The 6,000-nt window shown below is 66.7% G+C and carries 3 protein-coding genes; 2 read left to right on the forward strand and 1 reads right to left on the reverse strand.

Annotated elements, in window-relative coordinates; genetic code table 11:
• Nucleotides 1-81: 81 nt before the first annotated feature.
• Together ACFU5M_RS27505 and ACFU5M_RS27510 are read left to right on the forward strand one after the other, a co-directional pair.
• The gene (locus ACFU5M_RS27505) at nt 82-552 is read left to right on the forward strand and encodes an EXLDI protein (RefSeq protein WP_379053783.1); all 471 of its coding nucleotides are present in this window, start codon (nt 82-84) and stop codon (nt 550-552) included.
• Between the two features lie 43 nt (nt 553-595).
• Nucleotides 596-2,743 (forward strand): MMPL family transporter, encoded by a 2,148-nt coding sequence (locus ACFU5M_RS27510; protein WP_379053784.1) that lies wholly within the window; start codon nt 596-598, stop codon nt 2,741-2,743.
• Between the two features lie 255 nt (nt 2,744-2,998).
• Here ACFU5M_RS27510 and ACFU5M_RS27515 read toward each other — a convergent pair whose 3' ends face one another.
• On the reverse strand, nt 2,999-5,482 hold the full coding sequence (locus ACFU5M_RS27515; protein ID WP_379053786.1) for a hypothetical protein: 2,484 nt from the start codon (nt 5,480-5,482) through the stop codon (nt 2,999-3,001).
• Nucleotides 5,483-6,000: the final 518 nt, after the last annotated feature.

The raw sequence follows: 6,000 nt of genomic DNA on the forward strand, positions 1-6,000 counted from the left end.
CTCGCAGAGGCGGATTCGGAACGGGCCGGTTGGCGGTAGACGCATGCCTGAATGCGCACTGATCTATGAAACGGGGAAATCATGACGACCGATCCGAACGACCCGAGCGCGGCCTGCACCGTGGAGGAGCGGGCATCCGGCGTCACCGTCGTGAAAGCGCCCACCGAGCCGGACGACCTCCGTGAGATCGTGTTGCGAGTGGGTCCGGGCGGCGGGCGCAGGCAGCGGTTCGTCGGCAGGCTGCTCGGCGAGTCGCGGGAGTACGACAAAGCCGGGATGAACGTGGTGCGGGTCTACCTGAGCCGTAAAGGCAAGTTCGTGGTGCACCGGCAGGAATCGAACTGGCGCGAAATGTTCGGCGCGATCGACTGGACCGAGTGGAAGAATTGGCGCGAGCTGCTGGGGGTCGGCAGCGCCGAGCGCGAATGGGGTGACTACACGGTGGAGATCGTGGACTCGCCCGCCGAATTGGAGGGCCGGATTCCGGAGCGCATGTACCGGACGGTCGTCGATATCGCTGAGAACCCGACCTCGCAAGACCTTCAGATCTGAGACACCGCCGCTTTCGGCGAATCCGGAAAGGATTACTTCGCAGATGTTCGCACGACTGGGGGCCGTGGTCGTCCACAATCCGTGGAAGGTGATCGGCCTGTGGCTGCTGCTCACCATCGCGGTGGTGGCCGCGGCGCCGGAACTGAAATCAACCACCGACCAATCCGCTTTCCTGCCTTCGCATTACGAGTCCATTCAGGCATTGGAATTACAGCAGAGGGCGTTCCCGGACAGCTCTGCTCCCGCGGCGATCATCGTGTTCGCCCGCGAGGACGGCACGCCGTTGACCGACGCGGACTCGGCTTCGGTCGTGTCGATCGGCAATGGCCTACGCGACGCGCAGATCAAGGACGTCATCGGCATGCAACCGACGCCGCCGTCGGACAACCGCCTGATCCAGATCATCGCGGTGCAGATGACGAAGGTGACGAATCCGAACGACACCACCCAAGGCGACGCGGTCAAGGCGCTGCGAGCGCAGCTGAAGGAGCGCGTCGAAGGAACCGAGCTGAAGGCGGGCATCACCGGCCAGGCGGCGCAGGTGCTGGATCAGCGGGAATCCGGCGACAAGGGCATGGCCATCATCGGCATCGCCACCGTCGTGCTCATCCTGGTGCTGTTGCTGATCATCTTCCGCAGCCCGGTGATCGCGTTGCTGCCGATTGTCGTGATCGGCACGATCTCCAGCATGGTCAATGGATTGATCGCCATGGTGGCCAAGGCCTTCGACTTGGAGATCGACGCATCGATCAGTGCCATCCTGGTGGTCGTACTGTTCGGTGTGGGCACCGACTACATCCTGTTCCTGATGTTCCGCTACCGCGAACGGCTGCGTGCAGGCGAGGATTCGAAGATCGCCATGGTCAGCGCCGTCACCCGGGTGGGTGAGGCGATCACGTCCGCGGCGGGCGCGGTGATCATCGCGTTCATGGCGCTGGTGCTGTCCACGCTCGGCATGTTCCGCGCCATGGGCCCGGCACTGGCGATCGCGGTGGCGGTCGCGCTGGCGGCAGGGCTGACGCTGGTTCCCGCGGTGGTCTCACTGCTGGGCACCAAGGTGTTCTGGCCGTCCAAGGCATGGCGCACCGAACCGAAGGGCGCGCGCTTCACCGCGGCAGGCAATGCGCTCGGTCGTCGGCCCGGTGTGTTCGCCGTAGCCTCCGGCGGTGTGCTGGTGGTGCTGGGGATCTTCGCCTTCGGCTTCCACCCGACGTTCGATCTCAGCTCCGGATCGACTTCGGAGGCGTCGGAATCCGTCGTCTACAGCAAGGAATTGGTCAAGGGGTTGCCCGCCGGGACCACCCAGCCTTCCGATGTCCTGTTGCGGTCCGACGGTGCGCTGGCCGCCGATCAGCTCACCGCCTACCGCAACGCGCTGGCCGGTGTGCCCGGTGTGGGACAGGTGGCCGAGCCGAAATTGTCCGCGGACAAGACGATCGCCGACTTCGCGGTGACGCTGGATGCCGCGCCGGAGTCGGATGCCGCGCTGGACACCGTCAAGGGGCCGCTGCGCAACACCGCGCACTCGGCGGCGCCCGCGGGCACGACCGCCGCGGTCGGTGGTATGACGTCGGTGTTCGTCGACTTCCAGGACGCGATGGCGCGGGATTACGCCATCGTCTTCCCCGTGGCGGGCATCCTGATCATGATCGTGCTGGGATTGTTGCTGCGCAGTCTGGTCGCGCCGTGGTACCTGATGGCTTCGGTGTTTCTCGGGTTCGCCGCCACCCTCGGCGCCGCGGTGCTGGTGTTCCAGCACTTCCGGGGTGAGACCGGCTTGATCTTCACGCTGCCGGTGATCATGTACCTGTTCGTGGTCGCGCTGGGCACCGACTACAACATCCTCATGGTCGCCCGGCTGCGGGAAGAAGCCCGCGAGGGCAACGAACCGAAACAAGCCGCGGCGCTGGCCCTGCGGCACACCGGACCGACCATCGCGGCGGCCGGCGTGATTCTGGCGGGAACATTCGCGTCGATGATGTTGGCGGGCAACAACGTTCTCGCGCAGATGGGCTTCGCCATCTCGGTGGGCATCGCGATCGCGGCCTTCGTCATGGCGATGTTCTTCACGCCCGCGCTCACGGCGCTCATCGGTCACAAGGCGTGGTGGCCGGGGCACGGTGACCAGAAGCCCGAAGGGCCGGGACCGGAGTCTCGCGAGGTCGTCGGCACTTCGATCGGTGGGAACTGACCGGGAACGGGGCGTTCACCACCTGCGTCCACGGATGAGTAGACCGGAATAGAGCTGTGCACCCGGATCAAACCGGGTGCACAGCTTTTCGTGCGAGGAACGCGTCTCGTGCATGGACGGTCACCGGTCGCGGGAAACTCCGCGCGTGCGGTCGAGACCTTCCCGGGCACCGCCACACAGAACACTCGGCGTGTGACCGGGCGGCTGCCTTCCGCTTGCGATGCACGTCTCGAAGCTCTTCGGAGCCGTCGGCGCTCAGCCGATGGTCGCGTAGGGGCGGTGCACTTTGATCGCCGAGTCCAGGACGCGGGTGACCGCGGAGCGGGCGAGACCGAGTTCATTGGCGATGGCCGGGGTCGAGCCGCCCTGATCGGCGAGCGTCAGGATCTCTCTGACCTCCTCGATCGGGAGGCTGGAGAGGCGGCGACCGGTGATCGCCCGTGCGATCGCGGAGATCTCGTCGTCGTCGGTGTCGGCTTCGTCCGGTTCGGTGGGGAATTCGTCGTCCTCGTCGTTATCCTCGACAATCGGCATCGGGTCGACGCGGGGGTGCGGCAGTTCGGGAGCTTCCTCGAGGGCCAGTTGTTCGCTCTCCGCGTCGGCGGAGCGGTCGTTCTGCTCAGCGGACACCGACTTCCCGCGTTTCGCCGCGCGCGGGGCGGTGGCGGTCGGGTGCACCTGTGCGGCAGTGTCGGCGGTCGCGGGGGACGGGGTGCGCTTGGGGTCGGTGGAGCCCGGACGCCGGGCGGCGTCGTCTCCGCGATGCACGCGATCGACCGGGCGTTCGCCTCGAGTGGCAGGAGCATGCGCAGATGCCGCGCTGTTCGCCGATGTCGATGACCGCTCATCGAATTCGAGGCCGTCGTTCAGGTCGGCGAGCGAAAATTGCTGTGCCGCGGATTGTGCGAACTCGAGACGCGGCTGTGGCGTCTCGGAGCCGGGCGCTTCGTCTGGTCTCGGCGTTCCCTGCTCGAATTCGGCAGGGGAAGGCTGTGCCGCTTCGGTTCTGCCCGGTCGAGTCCGGTGATCGTCCGCGCGGATCTCCGGCACATGTTGGGCTGTAGGCGAAATCGCGTGCGGTGCGGGAATCGCCACTTCGGAGCCGGCAACCGGCTGATTCGGGTTTTCCTCGACAGCGAGGGTGTCCGGGTGGTCTCCGGGAGCGGTGTGCCCCTCGACCGGGAGGGCGTGCGCTTGGATGCCGTTCGGCATCTCGGCGGCGTGACCGTTGGTGCTGGGGCGGGCGGTCTTCTCATCGACCCGCGAGGGCTGCACGGCGCCGGCGTCCGGGATTTCGACAGTGTGGCCGTTGATGGCCGGGTGTGCCGTGTTTCCGTTGATGTGCGGGTAGGCGTTTCCGTTGGCAGCCGCCCGGTTGGTCTTGCCGTCGATCGACAGGAGGGTATGGCCGTTCACGGTCAGGCCGTGGGTGTGTCCGTTGACAATGGTTTCGACGGGGTGGCCGTTCGAAGCGTGCGGGAATGCGGGATCGGGTTCGCCTGCGTGGCCGTTGACGCGCTTGTCGGCGGGACCCGAGGTGGTGGAGTGCTCGCGCACTTCGCCGATCCCAGGGTCCGCAGTCGCGGATGGGGTGCGGTCGATCGTGACGGGGTGACCGTTGATCGGCGATCCGACCGCGTGACCGTTGGGCGACGACTTCCCGTGGTCGATCCGCGCCGGCCCCGGCATGGTCGCCGCTGCCGCGCTGCACTCGTCGAGCCGGGCTGCGGGACGAGTGTCGGTCGTTGCGGTCGGGACGGTGCGGTGGGCGGTGGTTTCATGTTCGGAATGATGGACGCCGTCCAGATGACCACGCGTTCCGGAACTCGCCTCGCGGCCATCGGTCACACGTGCGGCGTAAGCCTCGCCTTCACGAGGAAATCGGCCGCTGTTCGCTGCTTGTCCGAGGGTGTGGAATCCACCGGCCTCCGGCGTGCCGGGAGTTCGTTGCGCGTCGACGCGGATCGTCTGCCGATCGCGCTCGATCACCGGCGCACCGTCGATCAGCACCGCGTACCGCGCGGCCACCCAGGCGTGCAGCCAGATCACGACGCCGACCATCACCGGAGCGATCGCGTATTCGGCGGCGCGGCCGAGATCGCCCGCGGCGAGATGCGGACCGGTGTTGAGCGCGACGGTCGTGCCGAGCAGCGCCGCCTCGAAGAAGATCACCTTACCGCGCGCCAGCTCGCGGCCCCACCGCGCCGCGGTCGTCGCCGCGACCATGATGGTGATGATCGGGATCGAGATCATCGCCTCGATGCCGTAGCTCAACCAATACAGCGGATCGGACATGTCACCGCTGGGCACCAGATTGTGCTGCACGTTGACCCCGGCCCACACCATGCCGAGCACGACGACGGCGATCAAGGCCCGCGACGACCACTCCGCCCGCCGGTAGAGCTGCGCCAAGCGCGCGTCCTCGCTGGAGGCGCGCCGCCGTGCCGCCAGCGCGCGCCGGTGCCAGCGGGCGTCGGCTTCCTCCGAGCGGCGCAATACCACCGCCGACTTCCGATCGCGCTGCTCGACGGCCAGCTCCGCCTCGATTTCCCGGCGCCGCTGCTTGCGCCGCTGCGCGCGAATCCATTCCGCGAGTTCGCGCTCCGCGGTGATCTCGCGTTCGGACAGCACTTCCAGCAGTGCGGGATCGAGCTGCAGGGGCAATTTGCCGCGCGCGGTCTCGACTTGCTGTGCCAGCGCGGCAATCTCGGAACTACCGTTCGCGGGTTCGTCGGGCATCGCGAGCCTTCCCAAGAGCAGGTGTCATGTCGGGTGGTGGAGACATGAGTGCTCGAACATATGTGTGATCGGAGTGAGACTAAACCGACCTCTGCTCGTGGTCAATGTGATGGTCTCCGAGTCGAAGACGACACGCCGAACAGGTGAAATCCACGATCAGGCCCGAATATCCGGATGAGCGGCGCTTTTATCGACGCTCTCTGCGTGTCGAAACTCAGTTCGAATGCGCGTATGGCAATCGCGCGAATTCCTCCGCTTCAGATCGCCGCCCGCACGCCCATGCCGTAGTCGAACACCAACGCGCGCAGCCGCCCGCAACCACGTCATCCGAGCGAAGCGAGAACGAGCGCGCGCCGTTCGCGGGTCCGGCTTCCGGTCCGTATGGTCCCGGTAGGAACTGGACGTGCCGGATTCGAGCAACCGATCCTGCGTGAGTCAGGTATCCGGAGTTCGATCACCGACGCGCCCAGCGCACCGCAACTCCCGGTTCCGAGCGAAGCGAGACCGAGCATGTTCCC

The organism is Nocardia sp. NPDC057455 (genome assembly GCF_042802775.1).
Taxonomy (GTDB): domain Bacteria; phylum Actinomycetota; class Actinomycetes; order Mycobacteriales; family Mycobacteriaceae; genus Nocardia.

Excerpts from the sequence above, each read along its gene's own strand:
- ACFU5M_RS27515 (WP_379053786.1), bottom strand. The coding sequence starts at position 5,482 with ATGCCCGACGAACCCGCGAACGGTAGTTCCGAGATTGCCGCGCTGGCA.
- ACFU5M_RS27510 (WP_379053784.1), top strand. The coding sequence starts at position 596 with ATGTTCGCACGACTGGGGGCCGTGGTCGTCCACAATCCGTGGAAGGTG.
- ACFU5M_RS27505 (WP_379053783.1), top strand. The coding sequence starts at position 82 with ATGACGACCGATCCGAACGACCCGAGCGCGGCCTGCACCGTGGAGGAG.